The sequence below is a fragment of the Stappia albiluteola genome, assembly GCF_014050225.1.
Taxonomy (GTDB): domain Bacteria; phylum Pseudomonadota; class Alphaproteobacteria; order Rhizobiales; family Stappiaceae; genus Hongsoonwoonella; species Hongsoonwoonella albiluteola.
The window spans coordinates 37,781-55,905 of the sequence record NZ_JACFXV010000034.1; the positions used below are offsets into that span (position 1 = coordinate 37,781).

Sequence of the window (18,125 nt, forward strand, 5' to 3'; positions counted from 1 at the left end):
GCAATGCGCTCAATTCGCATCTGTAGGGGACATCATGTCAATGCAGGCTGCCAATGCGACGGAACTGACCCGCGCGCGCGTCAGAAGCGCCTGGATGTTCCTCCTGCCGATGATCGTCGTGCTTGCCCTCGTTGCCGGGTGGCCACTGGTGCGCACCATCTATTTCGCCTTCACCGATGCGAACCTCTCCGATATCGGCAGCTACAGCTTCATCGGATTTGCCAACTTCCTCGAATATTACGAGGGAGAATGGTTCGGCCTGCTTGTCGACACCGACTGGTGGCGCGCGGTCTGGAACACGCTCTGGTTCACGGTGATCTCGGTATCCATCGAAACCGTGCTCGGACTCGTCGTCGCGCTGACGCTGAACGCGCATTTCCCGGGGCGCGGGGTGCTGCGGGCAGCGATCCTCATCCCCTGGGCCATACCGACAATCGTCTCAGCCAAGATGTGGGGCTGGATGCTGCATGACCAGTTCGGCATCCTGAACGATATCCTCCTGAGCCTGGGACTGATCGCCAAGCCGGTCGCCTGGACAGCGTCGCCGGATACGGCGATGTGGGCGGTGATCATGGTCGACGTCTGGAAGACCACGCCTTTCATGGCACTCCTGATCCTGGCCGCCCTTCAGATCCTTCCTTCCGACTGCTACGAGGCAGCGAAAGTGGACGGCATCCATCCGGTGAGGGTGTTCTTTCGCGTGACGTTGCCGCTGATCCGTCCGGCACTTATGGTGGCGATCATTTTCCGGGCGCTCGATGCGCTGAGGATCTTCGATCTCATTTATGTGCTGACGTCGAATTCGCGCGACACGATGTCGATGTCGGTCTACGCGCGCCAGCAACTGGTCGACTTCCAGGAGGTCGGCTACGGTTCGGCGGCGGCGACGGCCCTTTTCCTGATCATTGCGGTGCTGATTGCGCTGACACTGACCTTTGGCAAGGTACGGCTCGGGGAGGACGTTCGATGAACCCGCGCCGCTTCGTCGCCCGCCTGGCCTTCTGGCTGCTGATCGTGGCAATCGCCGTCTTCTCGATCTTTCCCTTCTACTACGCGATCCTTTCGTCATTCCGCTCGGGCTCGGCGCTGTTCTCGCCGGCCCTCTTGCCGGACAGGGTCGACTTCGCCAACTACGTCTCGGTCTTCGTCGAACAGCCCTTCGGCCGCAATATCCTCAATTCCATCGGTGTCGCGGTCACCGTCGTCGGCTTTTCGCTGTTCCTCGGCCTGACGGCGGCCTATGCGCTGGGCCGCGTGCGCTTCAAGGGGCGCGGCGTCCTGCTCTTCACGATCCTCGGCGTATCGATGTTTCCGCAGGTTGCGGTGCTTTCGGGCATGTTCGAGCTCATCCGGGCGCTTGGCATCTACAATTCGATGCCCGGGCTGATCCTGGCCAACCTGATCCTGACATTGCCCTTCACCGTCTGGGTGCTGACGACGTTCATGCGCGAACTGCCGAAGGAGCTTGAGGAGGCCGCCTATGTCGACGGCGCTTCGCCCTGGACGGTCGTAACGCGCATCTTCCTGCCGCTGATGTGGCCGGCCATGGTAACGACGGGCCTGCTCGCGTTCATTGCGGCGTGGAACGAGTTCCTGTTCGCACTCACATTCACGCTGTCCGCGGAGCAGCGCACGGTTCCCGTCGCGATCGCCCTGCTATCCGGTGCAAGCCAGTTCGAATTGCCCTGGGGCAATATCATGGCGGCCTCGGTCATTGTCACCGTGCCGGTCGTCGTCCTCGTTCTCGTCTTCCAGCGCAGGATCGTCGCCGGGCTCACCGCCGGCGCGGTCAAGGGTTGATACCCCGTTTGCTTTTCCAAGGAGTTTCGCATGGTGGCCCAGGCAACCCAGACATCCACCAGTACCGTAGCCGCGACCGATCCGGACTGGTGGCGCGGCGCGGTGATCTATCAGATCTATCCGCGGTCCTTTGCCGACAGCAACGGCGACGGCATCGGCGACCTGCCGGGCATTGCGGATCGTCTCGACCATATCGCCGGACTTGGCGTCGATGCCATCTGGCTTTCGCCTTTCTATGTCTCGCCGATGGAGGATTTCGGCTATGACGTCGCCGACTATCGGGACGTCGATCCGATGTTCGGCTCGCTTGCCGACTTCGACCGGTTGATCTCGGAAGCGCATGCGCGCGGCCTCAAGGTACTGATCGATCTCGTCATCTCGCACACCTCCGACCGGCATGAATGGTTCGCCGAAAGCCGCGCCAATCGCGGCAATCCGAGGGCGGACTGGTATGTCTGGGCCGATCCGAAGGCGGACGGCACGCCGCCCAACAACTGGCTGTCGGTCTTTGGCGGCTCCGCCTGGGAATGGGATACCCGGCGCCGGCAATACTATCTGCACAACTTCCTGAAATCGCAGCCGGATCTGAACTTTCACAATGCCGAGGTTCAGGACGCCGTTCTTGACGTCGCGCGCTTCTGGCTCGAACGCGGCGTCGACGGCTTTCGTCTCGATACGGTGAACTTTTATTTCCACGACAAGGAACTGAAGGATAATCCGCCGCTTTCGCCCGGCGGTATCGTCACCGGTATGACGCTCGCCAATCCCTATTCCTTCCAGGACCATATCCACGACAAGACCCAGCCAGAAAATCTCGCCTTCCTGGAACGGCTCCGGGCGTTGTGCGACGAATATCCGGCGATCACCCTGGTCGGTGAAATCGGCTCCGACCACAATCCACCCGCCACCATGGCCGCCTATACGAAGGGGCGCCGGCGCCTTCACATGGCCTATACGTTCGACCTGCTGTCGGAGACGTTCTCGGCGGCATTCATCCGCAGGACCGTGGAGGACTTCGAGGCCTCCGTCGGCACCGGCTGGCCGAGTTGGTCGTTATCGAACCATGACGTCCCGCGTGTCATTTCGCGCTGGAACCTGGAGGCCGATGCCGAGCGTGCCGCCCCCCTCCTTGTTGCCATGGTCACGTCGCTGAGAGGAACGCCCTGTCTCTATCAGGGCGAGGAACTGGGGCTGACGGAAGCGGATGTTCCCTTCGAGATGCTGCAGGATCCCTATGGCCGGCAGTTCTGGCCGGATTACAAGGGGCGCGACGGTTGCCGCACGCCGATGCCCTGGCGTGCCGACGTGCCGCATGCCGGGTTCTCGGCGGCAAATCCCTGGCTTCCCGTCTCCGCAGACCACGCCCGCCGTTCCGTCGGCGAACAGGAGCACGATCCGGCTTCCGCGCTGTCGCGGGTGCGGCGGTTCCTGGCCTGGCGTTCAGGGCATGAGGCTTTGAAGAAGGGGACGATCCGGTTCCTCGACATGCCGGAGCCGGTGCTTGCCTTCCTCCGCGAAGCCGGCGCCGAAAGAATGCTTTGCGCATTCAATCTTGGTGCCGAACCGGTGAGTGCGGTCCTTCCGGCAGGGCTGCGGCCCGAAGGGATCGAAGGACATGGCTTTGCTGGTGAAGCGGAAGGCGGCAGCCTTCGTCTTGCCGGTTACGACGCCTTGTTCGCGCGCGTGTGAAAAAAAGCGGATATCGAGGGGAGGACTTGCGCCGATGGCCGAGGTGGTCCTGAAGAACGTGTCGAAGGATTTTGGTTCCGTGAAGGTCATTCGCGGGGTGGATCTTTCGATCGCCGATGGAGAATTCGCCGTCTTTGTCGGTCCGTCCGGCTGTGGCAAATCCACATTGCTGCGGCTTGTGGCCGGGCTTGAGGACATATCCGGCGGCGATCTTTATATCGGAGGCGACCGGGCCAACGCCAAATCCCCGAAGGAGCGGGGTATCGCCATGGTCTTCCAGTCCTACGCGCTTTATCCGCACATGACCGTCTACGAGAACATGGCCTTCGGCCTCAGCCTCTCGGGTGGCGGAAAGGCGGAGATCGATGCAGCCGTCCGCAAGGCCGCCGATATCCTGGAACTGACGCCTCTGCTCGAGCGGCTCCCGAAGCAGCTTTCCGGCGGCCAGCGCCAGCGCGTGGCGATCGGCCGGGCAATCGTGCGCAATCCCCGGGTCTTCCTGTTCGACGAGCCGCTCTCCAATCTGGATGCCGCCCTTCGCGTCCAGATGCGCATCGAGATCGCCAAGCTCCACAAGGAAATCGGCGCAACCATGGTCTATGTCACCCACGATCAGGTCGAAGCGATGACGCTTGCCGACAAGATCGTGGTTCTGAATGCCGGCAATGTGGAACAGGTCGGCGCGCCGCTCGAACTCTATCACCATCCGAGGAACATGTTCGTTGCCGGGTTCATCGGTTCGCCGAAAATGAACTTCCTGGCGACCCGCGTCGAATCCGTGTCGGAGAAAGGCCTGGAAGTCGCCCTGCCCGGCGGCGGATCGGTCACCGTTCCCGTGAGGCCGGACGGCCTGTCGGCGGGTGACATGGTAACGCTCGGCATCAGGCCGGAGCATTTCGGCGATCTTGCCGAAAGCGGTTCGGAGACCGGATTGTCGGGAACGGTCGATGTCATCGAGCATCTGGGCGAGGCGACCCTTGCCTATGTGAAGCTTGCCGACGGCACCTTGGCGACCGCCAAGATCCCGGGCGACGCCGCGTTGCGCGAGGGACAGGACATTCGCCTGGCATTGCCGGGCAGCCAGTGTCACCTCTTCCGGGGTGACGAAACGGCACTGCCCCGCCTCTGAAAATGTCTGTCGACCTGACCTCGCGAACGCACATCACGAGGGACTTCCTTGCCGCGCCGAGCAAGTCGTGAAACATTAGCCGCCGCAATAAAAAAGGCATGGAAAGCAGGGTAGCCGGCCATGGCGTATTCGCGCCGCAGGCAGGAGGAGACCCGCTGCCGGGAGGAAAACATGGGACCGTCGGCAGGCGGCAGCCGCGTTGCGGTCGTCGAAGACGATGCGCTGGTCAGGGCAACGGTGGTCGATACGCTGGAGGAGGCGGGGTTTGAACCGTTGGCCTGTGAAAATGCCGAGGCGTTGGCGCGCGCGCTTGCGGCGGGGCGGCAACCCGAGTTGATCATTCTCGACCTGCAGCTACCGGACCGTGACGGTCTCGCCGTTGCCGGTTCCATTCGGTCTTCCAGCGATATTCCGATTATCATGCTGACCGGGCGCGGCAGTGACATCGACCGGATCGTGGGGCTGGAGATCGGCGCGGACGACTACATCGTCAAGCCGTTCAATCCGCGCGAACTGGTCGCCCGCGTCAAGGCTGTCCTGAGGCGCCGCGTGCCGGGTGCGGTCAGGACGGCGGAACGTCGGCGCGGGTATCGATTTCTCGGTTATGCGCTCGATCTGGAAGCGCGCCGGCTGACGGACCCGGATGGCCAGCCGATCACGCTCACGGTATCCGAATTCGATCTGCTGACGGCGCTGGTCGAGGCGCGCGGGCGGGTGCTGACGCGCAATCAGCTGCTGGACTTGATGCACCGGCGAAATGACGACGTCTTTGACAGGACCGTCGACGTGCTGATCCTCAGACTCCGCCGCAAGATCGAGCCGACGCCGCGCCATCCGAGGCTCATTCGCACCGAGCGGGGCCTTGGCTACGTTTTCGATGCGCCCGTCGAGGTTCTGGCGGAAACGTAACGGGACGGATCGTCGAGAACCTCGCGCAGCCTCAGGGCGAGCGTTTCGCGCCTGTAGGGTTTCTCCAGAATCTTGTCGGCGGGTGGCATGACCGTGTGCAGACCGCCAGCCTCGCCGTTCGCATCCGCGCTGCTGTCGCGGGCGAAACCCGAGCAGAAGAGCACGGGCAGGTCAGGACGGGAAAGCGCCAGGCTTTCGGCAAGGTCCGGGCCGTTCTTGCCACCGGTCAGCACAACGTCCGAAAAGACGAGATCGAAGTTCTGTTCCAGAACAGCCTGCTCCGCGGCTTCAGCCGTGGCGACCGCTTTTGCGCTGTAGCCGAGTTCGGCAAGCATATCGAGCGCCGTTGCCCGAACGAGGTCGTCGTCCTCCACGACAAGGATCCGTTCGCCGCGAGAAGCCGGTACCGCCAGCCGGCCATCATGGCTTTTCTGTTCGGTTGCCCCGTCGATCGCCGCCGGCAGAATCAGCCGTATCCGTGTGCCCTTGCCAGGAGCGCTGTCGATCTCGATATGGCCTCCCGACTGGCGCACGAAGCCATAGACCATCGAAAGGCCGAGGCCGCTTCCCCGCCCGAAAGGTTTGGTGGTGAAGAAGGGCTCCAGCACCCGCTTGCGAACCTCTTTCGTCATGCCGATCCCGGTATCGCGCACGCTGAGCACGATTTCGCCGGGCCGGCCGCCATTCGTGGCCCTGGGAGCCGTCGAGATCGTGATCCGGCCGCGGCCCTCGATTGCGTCGCGGCTGTTAAAGACGAGATTGAACAGTGCGTTTTCTAGCTGTCCGGGATCGATCATCGCAGGCGGAAGGTCTTCCGACAGATCGAGGACGAGGTCGATGCCGGGATCGAGGCTGTAGCCGATCAGGTCGCTCAGACTTTCAACAAGATCGTTGAGATCCGTCGACTGTGGCTGCAAATGCTGCCGGCGAGCGAAGGCCAGAAGACGCTGCGTCATCGCCGCGCCTCCTTCCGCCGCATCCAGCGCCCGCAGGCTGCGGGTGCGCAGCTTCGGCGAGGCGCTGGCATCGTCCTGAATCATTTGCAGGTTGCCGATGATTGCGGCGAGCCTGTTGTTGAAGTCGTGTGCGATGCCGCCGGTCAATTGCCCGACAAGTTCCATCTTCTGCGCCTGCTTCAACTGGCGTTCCAGCGCCCGGCGTTCGGTCCTGTCCGTCAAGCTGGCGATCAGGCCGCCATTCGGCATGGCACCGGCTCGAATTTCGACGACGCGTCCGTCCGGAAACTTCAGCTCGAGCACGGCGAGTGGTGCAAAGCGGTTGCGGGCGAAGCGCTGCAAGTCGATCGGGCGACCGTCGACCGTTCGCGCCACGATGCCTTCCGCCGAAAGATGCTCCAGCACCTGCGTAAGCGAGACCCCGCCTTGCAGGCTCTCCGTTTCGAGGCCGCTCAAACTTGCGAAGCGCGGATTCCAGGCAACCAGCTGACCGTCGCGGTCGAAGAGTGACAGACCGTCGGAAAGGTTGTCGAAAATCGCCTGGAGTGTTCTGGCATTTTCCGCAAGCTTGCCGGCAAGTTCCTCGCGCTCGATAGCCTGCTCCTTGAACACGGAGAAAGCGCGGGCAAGGTCGCCCAGCTCATCCTGGCGGTCCGCGCCCGGAACGATCGCATTGCGGTCGCCGGTCGCGAGGCGCGTCATGGCATTGGTCGCGCTGCGCAGATTGCTTGCCACGTCGCGCATGACGAAGCTGGCGACGCCGAGCGCGGCGAAGAAGCAGAGCGCAGCGACGGCCAGAAGCGCGGATTTTCCAAAGCGAAGGACGGAGATCGTCTGCTCGCTGCGCGTCAGCGCGGAGTTCTGCACCACGGCAGCAAGGCTGGAGACGGTTGCGGTCAGTTGGGCGGAGGCCGTATTGATCGCCGCGAGCAGGAACCTGGAGCGATTGCGCGTGCTGATCTGTCGTAGCCGGTCGAAGAAGATCGGCTGCATGGCCGCAATCTTGGCTTCGAGCATGGATGCGGCTTCTTCCGTGCCGTCGTTTGCAATCGCGAAAGCCGCCGAGGTTCTCAGCGAAGCCGAAACGGCTTCGCTCTCGCGCTGGAACCGTTCCGCCAGCTCTCGCACCCCCGGTGTGCTCTCTACCGCGATCGCCTGCAGGATGAGCTCGCTCAGGTCGCGCAGCGCCCGGCCCTGTTCCCGCTTGAGCGGTCCTGATGTCGCTTCGAAGGCAGAGACGGATTCCAGGTTTCTGACCGTTGCGCGGAAGTCGGTGACGGCGGTCTGGGCGTGTGCCATGGCCGCGTCGGCGGCAAGCTGCTCGCCCGTGACGTCGAGAAGGGCCCGCAAGATGCCTTCCAGGCGCGCCGCAAGGCGAACCGCGGAGGGAACATCGGTTGGTCTGGGAATATTCTGCTGCGTCAGGCGCGGCAGGCTGACGGCAAGCTCGGTGAATTCGGCAAGCCGCTGCTCGATTTCCTCGCGCCCTGCCTCGATCTGGCGTTCATTGCGCAATTCGGCAATGTAGGGTGCCCGGGCGGCAAGACTGGCGCTGCGCTCGGCAAGTGTCAGCACCAGGGACAGATCGCTCAGGCTGTTCGCCTGCAAGGTCTCCAGGGCGGATTCGGTGCGCGAAAAGCCGAGCCACCCCGTGACACCGGCAAGGAGGGTCAGCCCGGCCAGCGCGCCGAGCGTCACCATCAACCGGCCGTGCACGCCTCTTGGCTTCAGCCTTTCTGCCATTCTTTCCGCCCACCTTGCCCCGCCTGTCGCCCGGGCGGGGACGGGGATATTCTATCGGCTGACCATCGCCGTTCCTCGGTCGATGAAGCGCGCGACGGCACTTGTGCCGGGTTTGACCGCGGCTGCCACATTGTGATCTATCGCGAAAAACTCGCCAAGGTCGCTTTCGAGCGCGTATTCGATATGCGAGCCGAGATAGACGGTCTTGCGAACCTTCACGCGCAGTCCCGCGGCCTCGTCGCTCGTGTCCAGCGTGATCGCATTGGGACGGATGGCAACCAGAACGTCTTCCGCATCCAGCGGACGGTCGGGCACGAGGATTTCCACTCCGCCGATATCGACCTTCGCTTTGCCGCTGTCGCGCGACAGGATCCGCCCCTCGACGAGGTTGGCGCCGCCGATGAAGTCGGCGACGAAGCGGTCGGCGGGACGTTCGTAAAGGTCGCGCGGGCTGCCTTCCTGCGCAATCACCGCCCTGTTCATGACAATGATCTTGTCGGAGACGGCAAGGGCTTCCTCCTGGTCGTGCGTCACATAGACCGAGGTGAGGCCGAGCGACTGCTGAAGGTCGCGGATATCGTCGCGCATGCGGCGGCGCAGCTTGGCGTCGAGATTGGAAAGCGGCTCGTCGAAAAGCAGGACCTCCGGCTCCAGGACGAGAGCGCGCGCTACCGCCACGCGCTGCTGCTGTCCACCGGAAAGCTCGCTCGGAAGGCGCTTTTCATAGCCGGCAAGCCCGACAACCCGCAGGCCTTCGGAAGCCTTGTCTTCCCGATCTTGCCGGGACATGCCGGACATTTCCAGGCCGAATGCCACGTTCTGCAAAACGGTCATGTGCGGGAAAAGCGCGTAGCTCTGGAACACCATCGCGACGCTGCGGTCCGTGGCATGAAGCAGCGTCACGTCCTTGCCGCCGATGAAAACCTGGCCGCCGGAGACGGTCTCGAGGCCGGCGATCATCCGCAGTGTCGTCGTCTTGCCGCAGCCGGAAGGGCCAAGCAGGGTGACCAGCGTGCCGGGATCGGCCGTGAAGGAGACGTTGTTGACGGCGGTCACGGCGCCGTAGCGTCGGGTCACATTGCGGAACTCGACGCCGCCTGCCTTGGTGTGGATGGTCATGCAGGGGCCTCCTGGCTGAGCGCGTCGGTGGTCTGCCGGCGGGAAATCCGGCGCTCTCCGACGATAAATTGAATGAGCGCGATACCGGCTCCCATGATGAAGATGAGAGCGGAGCTATAGGCGATGGCGAGGCCGAACTCGCCGTTTTCCACCCGGCCGACGATGTAGGACGTGGCAAGGTCGTGGCGCGCGCTGACAAGGAAGATCACCGCGCTCACCGAGGTGATCGCGCGAACGAAGGAATAGACGAGGGCAGCGACGATAGCCGGCCGCAGAAGCGGCAGGATCACGCGGCGCACCGTCTGGGCGCTGGAGGCACCAAGCGTCAGCGCGCATTCGTCCAGGCTCTTGTCGATCTGGCTCATCGCCGCCACGCCGGCGCGGATACTCACCGGCATGTTGCGGAAGATGAAGCACAGCACCAGGATCGAAGCCGTTCCCGTCAGTTCGATCGGCGGTTCGTTGAAGGCCAGGATGTAGCTGACGCCGATCACCGTGCCGGGGATCGCAAAACTCAGCATGGTGATGAACTCGAACGCCGACTGGCCGGCGAAGCGCTGCCGCACCAGAAGATAGGCCGTCAGGAGCCCCATGCCGGCGGTAAGCGGTGCTGAGATCGCTGCGATTTCCAGCGTGGTGAAGAGCGAATTCCAGGCCCGGCCCGACCACAGCAGGCCGAACTCAGTCCACTCGATGCCGAAATTGCCGAGATAGTGCTTCAGGGTGAAGCTGTTGTCGCGGCCCCAATTGGTGACGAAGCCGCCGAACATGATCATCGCATAGAGAATGAAGGTGAACGTTGCCCAGGGCAGAGCCGTGGCATAGCAAATCCAGCGCAGGCCTTGTGGCAGCTCCGATGGCCTTCCGGCATCGCCCTTGCCCGAAAGCGTCGTATAGGACTTGGAGCCGAGCCAGCGGCGTTGCACGTAGAAGGCGCCGACGCAAAGCGACAGCAGCACGATGGCAAGGGCCGCCGCGCGGCCCGGATCGTTCTGCGATCCGACGACGGCGAAGAAGATCTTCGTCGACAGCACGTCATAGTTGCCGCCGAGAACCAGCGGATTGCCGAAATCGGCCAGGCTTTCGATGAACCCGATCAGGAATGCGTTGGCGAGGCCGGGCCGCAGCAGCGGCCAGGTGACGCGCTTGAACGTATGCCAGCGGTTCGCGCGCAATGTATGGGCGGCTTCCTCCATCGACGGCGCGATACCCTGCACGACGCCGATCAGCACCAAAAAGGCGATGGGCGTGAAGGCGAGGGCCTGGGTGATGAGAATGCCCGGCAGCCCGTAAACCCAGCGCGTCGCGCGGATGTCCAGGAGATCGGCCACGAACAACGTCACCGTGCCGTTGCGGCCGAACAGGAGGATGATTGCCAGTCCGATCACGAAGGGCGGCGTGATGATCGGCAGAACGGTGAGGAGCCGAAGCGGTTTCTTGAAGGGGAAATTCGTGCGGGTCGCCACGAGCGCGAAGGAAAGTCCAAGCAGCGTTGTGATGACCCCCGTCAGGATCGCGAGGATCAGGCTGTTCCAGAACACGCCGCAGCGGCGGTTCTCGACCAGGCAGTTCAGGCTCCAGATATCGGCGTCGGTCAGGCGGGCGAACAGGGAAGCGATCGCCGAACTGTCACCTTCCGGGACGGCCGCGCCGAACAGGATATTGCTGACGGGCAGGAAGACGAAAAACAGGATCGTGCCGATGACGAGCGCGATCGAGCCCGTGGTGAAGCGGTCGCCCTTCATCCAGCCGAGCGCGGCAAGGCCTTCCGTCATCAGGAAGAGGAAGGAGAACAGCAGGACCATGGCTCCGGTGCCGAAGCCGATCTGCGTTGCCTGGGTTTCGCCGAGCAGGGCCTCGAGGAAAGGCCAGGCCCAGCCGTGCAGGCCGAGCGCGAAACCCTGTACCAACGCATAGGCGAGGCCGGCAATCCCGGCTGCGACCAGCGCAAGGCCCAGTTCGCGGGTGCTTCGCGTGGCAAAGATCAGCGGAAGGGCAAGGGGAAGGACGAGCGGCAACAGCCAGGGCGCTTCGCCCGTCATGGCCAGGAAGAGGCCGGATGCCGGCCACGCTTCGGCGCTGAGCAGGGCGAGATTGTACCAGGGCAGGATGGCGAATCCGATCCATCCTGCGGCGAGCCAGAACCATTGGCTGCGTCGCATGGTCGAGGTCCTTGAAGCAAATGGGATGGATGCCGGCGGAGGGGGCAGGCATCCATCCGTCGTGCCGGGATGTCGTCCTCGGGCGATTGCCCGGTGCTAGGTCACCGGGCAATTTTCCTTCGGACGGGGACTGTGGCGTCTGGACTGATCCGCAGATCAGTTCAGGCTGCCGATTTCCTGATCCCAGCGCGAAAGCAGCGCCTTGCGCGTGTCGGAACTGCCGTATTTCTTGAAGTCGTAGTCGATGAGCTTGACCTTATCGAGGCTCGGCGCCTCGGGCGGGATCTTCGCGCTTGCGTTCGAGGGAACCTGGAAGCTGTTGACCGAAGCGCCGATTTCCTGCGCTTCCGCCGTCAGCGCCCAGTCGTACCACTTGCGCGCGGCTTCCGGGTTCGGCCCGCCCTTGATGATGCTCATGGAGCCGATCTCGTAGCCGGTGCCTTCGCAAGGCGCGACGACCTCGACCGGGAAACCGCCAACCTTCTGCTGCACGCCGTCATGCATGAAGACGATACCGATGCCCGTCTCGCCGCGTGCGGCAGCCTTGGCCGGCGCGGAACCGGACTTGGTGTACTGGTTCACGTTGGCATGAAGCTGCTTCTGGTAGTCGAAAGCGGCATCTTCGCCCAGGAGCTGAACCAGCGAGGCGAGCGCGGTGTAGGCCGTGCCGGACGAGTTCGGATTGGCGATCTGCACCTCGCCCTTGTATTCGGGCTTGATCAGGTCCGCCCAGCAGCTCGGCGCCGGCAGGTTCTTGTCTTCCATCACTTCCGAATTGTAGACGAAGCCAAGCGCGCCGGCGTAGATGCCGACCGTGCGATGGCCGGAGGAATTCGCCTGCGAAAGCGCCCAGGGCTGAAGCTTTTCCAGCATGGGAGAATTGTACTCTTCCGTCAGGCCTTCCTCGGCCGCCTGGAGATGCGGATCGCCGGTGCCGCCCCACCACACGTCGCCCTTCGGATTGCCGGCTTCGGCCTTGAGCTGGGCGTAGGTCTCGCCGGAGCTCTTGCGGGTCATGGCGACTTCGACGCCGGTGGCGCGGGTGAAGCCGTTCACCATCGCCTGGCACCACTCCTCGCCGACGCTGCAATAGAGCGTCAGGCTTTCGGCCGAGGCAGCACCTGCCGAAAGCGACAGGGCAATGCCGGCCGTCGACGCCAGAAGGCGGACTTTCTGAGAGAGCTTCATTCTGTTTCCTCCACAATCTTCGGTGCGGGTTCTCCATCCCGTCTTGACCCGAAGCAAAACCTCGCGGTCGTGCCTGCAGTCCGGTGAACGCGGCTTAGGCCAAGTCTCGACGCGGAAGCAGGCAGAACCAGCGTGGTGGGAGGATGTGAACCGGTCATTTCAGAGGGCCGGTTCGACATGTAACTTTGTTAACAGTCCAGTCCGCTCTGCTCGCGCAGGAAGTCCCTGAGCGCGGGCGAGCATGCGAGGATCGGATTGCCCTTGGTGATCCCGTCATTGGCCAGGAAGTCGTTCACATAGCCGCCGGCTTCGGCGACGAGGACCAGGCCTGCCAGCACGTCCCAGGAATTGATGTGGCTTTCGACATAACCGTCGAGCTTTCCGGAAGCGACGAGAGCCATGGCAAGGGCGCCCGCGCCCTGCATGCGATAGACGCAGTGGTTGGACAGCAGGTTGTAGATCACGTCCACGTTGGTATTGATCGGCCGGCGGAAGCTGAAGCCGACGGAGACGATCGCCTCATTGGGTTTCGTCTGGCCGGAAACCTTCATCGGCGCTCCGTTGAGAGTGGCACCCTGGCCGCTGGCCGCGGAATAGAGTTCATCGAGATTGGGGTCGTAGATCACGCCGACAGCCGGCTTGCCGTCAACGGCGAGGCCGATCGAAACGCACCAGAAGCCGATGCCGCGCACGAAATTCGCCGTGCCGTCGATCGGGTCGACTACCCACGCCACGCGCGCCGGCGAACCGCCGGTTTCCTCACCGATGAAGCCGTCCTCGGGAAACAGCGCGCTCATGCGCGAGCGAATCAGTGCTTCTGTCTCCTTGTCGACCTCGCTGACGAAGTCCTGGGTGCCCTTGGCTTCGATGGAAAAGCTGCGGTTGCGAAAGCGGGTGAGAGCGAGCTTGCCCGCCTCGCGTGCGATTGCTTCGGCCGCGCTGCGGCGAATTGCCAGGAATTCCTGCTCACTCGTCAACATGCATTTCTCCTGCATTTCTCCTGCGCTTCAATTGCGCTTCAATTCGTTCTGCCTGGGAAAACAAGGTGGGACTGCGATCAGGCTAGAGCGCTCATATGAATGTTGGATTTCAAAGCGGAGCGGAATTTGTCATTCGGTCCGAAATCTGTAGGGGGGCAGTCCGCGCACGCCGGGTTTGAAGGCAAACAGGCTGCCCGACATGGGATAGCGAGCCATGAGCTCCGGTTCGTTCTTCCGCTGCAGGCTGGTAACCACCAGCGTATCGAGATCGGGGCCGCAGAAGCAGGGCATGGTTGGCGTGCGAACCGGCATCTCGACCGTTTCGATGATGCGGCCCTCGGGGGATATGCAGTTGACGACGCCGGCCGATACGCCCGCCGACCAATAGTTGCCTTCCGCGTCGATCGTCGCGCCGTCCGGCAGCCCGATCGTCTCGTTGAGGTCGATCAGGCGCCGACGGTTGGAAGCTGCGCCAGATAGGGGGTCGAAATCCCAGACGTCGATAAAGCCCGGCCGCGTTTCGGCGTGATAGAGCCGCCTGCCGTCCGGCGACCAGGCCAGCCCGTTGGAGACGGTAAGGCTGTCGGTGATCTTCGAAACGCTGCCGTCGGCCGTCACGCGATAGAGTGCCGCGATCGGCTGGCGAGGCGTGACGTCGTCCATGGTGCCGAGGTAGAAGGCGCCATCCGGACCGACCTTGCCGTCATTGTTGCGGGTGCGGGAATTGTCCGTCTCGATCTCGGCGACCAGTGTTTCTTCGCCGGATACGGGATCGAACAGCACCACGCATTTGCGGCGGGCGACGACGAAGCACCCGTTGTCGCAAAGGCCGAAAGAGCCGACGGCGTCAGGAAACTGCCAGCTCTGCCGCTCTCCGCTCTCCCAATCATACGAATGGATCGCTTGTCCGGCGATGTCGCACCACAGCAGCCGACCGGTGCGGTCGTCCCATAGGGGACCTTCGGCGAGCGTCTGGCGAACGTCGAGCAGGCAGCTGATTTCGTGCATTCCAGTTGCCCTCATGCGGATGCAAAGACGTGGGCGCCCTGATCGGCGCTGACCACGGCCGCACGGAAGGCGGCGAAAAGTTCGCGCCCCACGCCCACCTCGTTGGCCGACAGGTCGATCCGCACCGGTTCGCGCGCGGCGAATTCCGTCTCGTCCACCAGGACTTCAAGCGTGCCGTTCGTCGCGTCGACGCGGATCACGTCGCCGTCGCGAATGCGGGCAATCGGGCCGCCGTCGATGGCTTCCGGGGTCACGTGGATCGCCGCCGGTACCTTGCCCGAAGCGCCCGACATGCGACCGTCCGTAACCAGCGCCACCTTCAGACCGCGATCCTGCAGGACGCCGAGGCCCGGCGTCAGCTTGTGCAGTTCGGGCATGCCGTTGGCTTTCGGTCCCTGGAAGCGAACGACAGCGACGACGTCGGAGGTGAACTCGCCGGCCTTGTAGGCCGCCTGCAACTCGTCCTGCGAATGGAAGACCCGAGCCGGGGCCTCGATCACATGCCGCTCCGGCTTCACCGCAGAAACCTTGATCACGGCGCGGCCGAGATTGCCGGACAGCACCTTGAGCCCGCCATTTGCCTGGAAGGGGGATGTGGCCGGCGCCAGCACCTTCTCGTTGCCGGAAGCCTGCGGCGCCGGAGCGCGCAGCACATTGCCGTCTTCGGCGAGCTTGGCTTCCACCGTATAGCCGGACAGGCCGGTGCCGTTCACCGTGCGCACGTCCTCGTGCAGCAGCTTCGCCGAAAGCAGCTCGCGAATGAGATAACCCATGCCGCCGGCTGCCTGGAAATGGTTCACGTCGGCAAGGCCGTTCGGGTAGATGCGCGCCAGCAAAGGCACGGCATCCGAAAGATCGGAGATGTCGTCCCACGTCAGCCTGATGCCGGCGGCATTGGCGATCGCCACCAGATGCATCGTATGGTTGGTGGAGCCGCCCGTCGCATGCAGGCCGACGACGCCGTTGACCACGGCGCGCTCGTCGATGACTTCGCCCACCGGGGTATAGGCGTTGCCAAGGGCTGTGATCGAAAGTGCCCTCCGTGCCGCTTCCTTCGTCAGGGCGTCGCGCAGGGGCGTATTCGGGTTGACGAAGCTTGCGCCCGGCATGTGCAGGCCCATGATCTCCATCAGCATCTGGTTGGAGTTGGCCGTGCCGTAGAAGGTGCAGGTGCCCGGGGAATGATAGGACTTCGATTCCGCTTCCAGCAGGGCGGCGCGGTCGACCTTGCCTTCCGAATAGAGCTGGCGGATGCGCGCCTTCTCGTCATTCGGCAGGCCGGAGGGCATCGGCCCGGCGGGAACGAACACGGCCGGCAGGTGGCCGAAAGAAAGGGCCGCGATCATCAGCCCCGGCACGATCTTGTCGCAGATTCCGAGAAACACGGCGGCGTCGAACATCTGATGCGACAGGCCGACGGCGGCCGCCATGGCAATCACGTCGCGGGAAAAGAGCGAAAGCTCCATGCCGGTCTGGCCCTGGGTGACGCCGTCGCACATGGCCGGAACGCCGCCGGCGACCTGCGCCACGCCGCCCGCCTCGCGTGCCGCCTCGCGGATGAGGTCGGGAAAGCGCTCATAGGGCTGATGCGCCGACAGCATGTCGTTATAGGCGGTGATGATGCCGAGGTTGGGCACAACGTCGCCGGTCAGCCGCTCCTTGTCGGTCACGCCGCAGGCGGCGAAGCCATGGGCAAGGTTGCCGCAGGAGAGCGTGGCGCGGTGCGGACCGGCCTCGCCGGCCTTGCGGATGCGGTCGAGATAGCGGCTGCGCCCGTCATGGCTGCGCTTGACGATCCGTTCGGTGACTTCTCCGATCCTGGCCTCAACGCTCATGGCTCTTATCCTTTCGAATTTTGTTTCGGCGGGGCGAGGACCGCGCAAAATGCCGCGCAAAGGTTCTTCGCCCCGCCGGTGCGAAATCTCGCAGGCTTACCCTTCAATCTAGGGTCCGGAGATATTCAGATCAGGTCCTCGAACCAGGTGCGGCCATCGCGTTCGACCAGCGCGATGGAGGCGGACGGTCCCCAGGTGCCTGACGTGTAACCCTTCGGCGGCTCCTTGAGGCTCGACCAGCTTTCGAGGATCGGATCGATCCATGCCCAGGCCGCATCCACCTCGTCGCGGCGCATGAACAGCGTCTGGTTGCCGCGGATGACGTCCATGATCAAGCGCTCGTAGGCGTCCGGGTTTCGGACCTTGAAGGCTTCCGCGAAGGACATGTCGAGCGGCACCTGGCGCAGGCGCATGCCGCCGGGGCCAGGGTCCTTGATCATGACCTGCATCCTTACGCCTTCGTTCGGCTGCAGGCGGATCACCAGCCGGTTGGCCGAAATCGAGCCGGCCTCCGTATCGAAGATCGAATGCGGGATCGGGCGGAACTGCACGACGATTTCCGATACGCGCGAGGCAAGGCGCTTGCCGGTCCTCAGGTAGAAGGGAACGCCCGCCCACCGCCAGTTGGCGATCTCCGCCTTGATGGCGACGAAGGTCTCCGTATCGGATGAGGGCTTTTCCAGCTCCTCCAGATAGCCGGCAACCGCACCGCCCGCAGAAGCGCCCGCCCGGTACTGGCCGCGCACGGTGAGCCTTTCCACCGCCTCTGCGTCCATCGGTTTCAGGGCCTTGAGGACTTTCAGTTTTTCGTCGCGGACGGAATCGGCGTCCATTGACTCCGGCGGCTCCATGGCGACAAGGCACAACAGCTGAAGAATGTGGTTCTGCACCATGTCGCGCAGCGCGCCGGCCGTATCGTAGTAGCCGGCGCGGCCTTCGACGCCGAGGCTTTCGGCGACGGTGATCTGTACGTGGTCGATATGGGCGGCATTCCACAGCGGCTCGAACAGCGCATTGGCGAAGCGCAGCGCCATGAGGTTCTGTACCGTCTCCTTGCCGAGATAGTGGTCGATACGGAAGATCTGGTCTTCGCGGAAGACGCCACCGATGGTCTCGTTGAGTTTCTTGGCGGAGGTGCCGTCCTTGCCGATCGGTTTCTCGATGACGACCCGCGTCTGGTCGGTGACGAGCCCGTGGCTGCCGATGCGCTCGCAGATGCTGCCGAAGAAGTCGGGCGACACGGCAAGATAGAAAGCACGCACCACGTCCGAGCGCTCGCCGAGGCGCTTGGCGAGGTCTGTCCAGCCCGCGTCGCTGGCGGCATCGACCGCCACGTAGCTAATGCGCTCGATGAAGCGCTTCAGCACTGCTTCGTCGATATCCGTCACATGTTCGCGCACCGAGGCTTCCGCCCAGTCGCGATAGGCCTTGTCGCCCATATCGCGGCGCGAGCAGGCGATCACGCGGGCCTCGGCCGGCAACTGGCCGTCGAGGTCGCGGTGATAGAGCGCGGGCAACAGCTTGCGGTGGGCAAGGTCGCCAGTCGCGCCGAAGACGGCAAGGTCGAAGGGGGCGACTTCAATGACGCGCACGGCCATGGACGGAAA

13 protein-coding genes are annotated in these 18,125 nt (G+C 63.6%); 5 read left to right on the forward strand and 8 right to left on the reverse strand.

The window, feature by feature from the left end; translation table 11 throughout:
* Window positions 1–40: 40 nt before the first annotated feature.
* The 5 genes from H2509_RS02730 (at window position 41) to H2509_RS02750 (ending at window position 5,527) form a co-directional block, all read left to right on the forward strand.
* Complete coding sequence (locus H2509_RS02730) at window positions 41–970, forward strand: carbohydrate ABC transporter permease (RefSeq protein ID WP_408022658.1); 930 nt, start codon at window positions 41–43, stop codon at window positions 968–970.
* Entirely contained in the window at window positions 967–1,800 is an 834-nt protein-coding gene (locus H2509_RS02735) for a carbohydrate ABC transporter permease (protein ID WP_182162055.1), read from the forward strand. Before H2509_RS02730 ends, H2509_RS02735 begins: the two co-directional genes overlap by 4 nt.
* Window positions 1,801–1,830: 30 nt before the next feature.
* The gene (locus tag H2509_RS02740) at window positions 1,831–3,489 is read left to right on the forward strand and encodes an alpha-glucosidase family protein (RefSeq protein WP_182162057.1); all 1,659 of its coding nucleotides are present in this window, start codon (window positions 1,831–1,833) and stop codon (window positions 3,487–3,489) included.
* A gap of 34 nt (window positions 3,490–3,523) precedes the next feature.
* Window positions 3,524–4,618, forward strand: a complete 1,095-nt coding sequence (locus tag H2509_RS02745; RefSeq protein WP_182162059.1) for an ABC transporter ATP-binding protein — start codon at window positions 3,524–3,526, stop codon at window positions 4,616–4,618.
* A 120-nt stretch (window positions 4,619–4,738) separates the two neighbouring features.
* Window positions 4,739–5,527, forward strand: a complete 789-nt coding sequence (locus tag H2509_RS02750) for a response regulator (RefSeq protein WP_235974635.1) — start codon at window positions 4,739–4,741, stop codon at window positions 5,525–5,527.
* Here the strand turns inward: H2509_RS02750 and H2509_RS02755 are convergent.
* From H2509_RS02755 to zwf, 8 genes are all read right to left on the reverse strand, one after another.
* On the reverse strand, window positions 5,485–8,226 hold the full coding sequence (locus H2509_RS02755) for a hybrid sensor histidine kinase/response regulator (protein WP_182162061.1): 2,742 nt from the start codon (window positions 8,224–8,226) through the stop codon (window positions 5,485–5,487). The two genes, H2509_RS02750 and H2509_RS02755, sit on opposite strands and share 43 nt — an antisense overlap.
* Before the next feature lie 51 nt (window positions 8,227–8,277).
* Window positions 8,278–9,345, reverse strand: coding sequence for an ABC transporter ATP-binding protein (locus tag H2509_RS02760; RefSeq protein ID WP_182162063.1), 1,068 nt, complete (start codon window positions 9,343–9,345; stop codon window positions 8,278–8,280).
* Entirely contained in the window at window positions 9,342–11,507 is a 2,166-nt protein-coding gene (locus H2509_RS02765) for an ABC transporter permease (RefSeq protein ID WP_182162065.1), read from the reverse strand. Before H2509_RS02765 ends, H2509_RS02760 begins: the two co-directional genes overlap by 4 nt.
* Window positions 11,508–11,663: 156 nt before the next feature.
* Complete coding sequence (locus H2509_RS02770) at window positions 11,664–12,695, reverse strand: ABC transporter substrate-binding protein (RefSeq protein WP_182162067.1); 1,032 nt, start codon at window positions 12,693–12,695, stop codon at window positions 11,664–11,666.
* 188 nt (window positions 12,696–12,883) lie between these two features.
* Window positions 12,884–13,675, reverse strand: coding sequence for an inositol monophosphatase family protein (locus tag H2509_RS02775; RefSeq protein WP_182162069.1), 792 nt, complete (start codon window positions 13,673–13,675; stop codon window positions 12,884–12,886).
* Between the two features lie 129 nt (window positions 13,676–13,804).
* Window positions 13,805–14,683, reverse strand: coding sequence for an SMP-30/gluconolactonase/LRE family protein (locus H2509_RS02780; RefSeq protein WP_182162071.1), 879 nt, complete (start codon window positions 14,681–14,683; stop codon window positions 13,805–13,807).
* A gap of 11 nt (window positions 14,684–14,694) precedes the next feature.
* Window positions 14,695–16,518 carry a phosphogluconate dehydratase gene (gene edd, locus H2509_RS02785; RefSeq protein ID WP_182162073.1) on the reverse strand — a complete coding sequence of 608 codons (1,824 nt, stop codon included), beginning with the start codon at window positions 16,516–16,518 and terminating at the stop codon, window positions 14,695–14,697.
* Between the two features lie 125 nt (window positions 16,519–16,643).
* A complete protein-coding gene (gene zwf / locus H2509_RS02790) occupies window positions 16,644–18,116 on the reverse strand; it encodes a glucose-6-phosphate dehydrogenase (protein ID WP_182162075.1) in 1,473 nt (490 codons plus the stop codon).
* Window positions 18,117–18,125 lie beyond the last annotated feature (9 nt).